We start from the raw sequence: 435 nt of genomic DNA on the forward strand, positions 1-435 counted from the left end.
GTCATTGAGCAAGTCACTCTATGTTTCTTATGGATATCTTGATATTCCTTCGAACAGTATTGTGAGCCTCTATCTGAGTGGTGTATTAGCTTTTCTTCACTCTGCCGTTGCCTGAGAGCTGAGATAAATGCCCGCTTAACTGATTGAGTTTTCATGTTGTCATCCACATAAAAACCAACAATCTTCCTTGAATAAGCGTCTGTAACCAAGCTGAGATAACTCTCTCCATTTTGAGTTGGCAAGTAAGTAATATCAGCAACCCACAGTTGTTCTGGCTTCGTTGGTGTCAGCCCATCTTTCACTTTGTTTGGGTGACAGAAAAATCGATGACGGCTGTCAGTCGTTCGGTGATAGGCTCGTCTTGCTCTCACTAACAGCCGATGCTTTCTGAGAAGTTCAAAGAGCTTATCGCGACCTATTTGAATGCCCTTTGTT

1 protein-coding gene is annotated in these 435 nt (G+C 42.8%); it reads right to left on the minus strand.

Annotated elements, in window-relative coordinates; all coding sequences use genetic code 11:
* Positions 1-435: DDE-type integrase/transposase/recombinase (locus IQP38_RS18365; protein ID WP_193837853.1), on the minus strand; the 435-nt coding region annotated here is incomplete at both ends.

Origin of the sequence: Vibrio sp. OPT41 (genome assembly GCF_015163595.1) — a bacterium.
GTDB classification, from domain to species: domain Bacteria; phylum Pseudomonadota; class Gammaproteobacteria; order Enterobacterales; family Vibrionaceae; genus Vibrio; species Vibrio alginolyticus.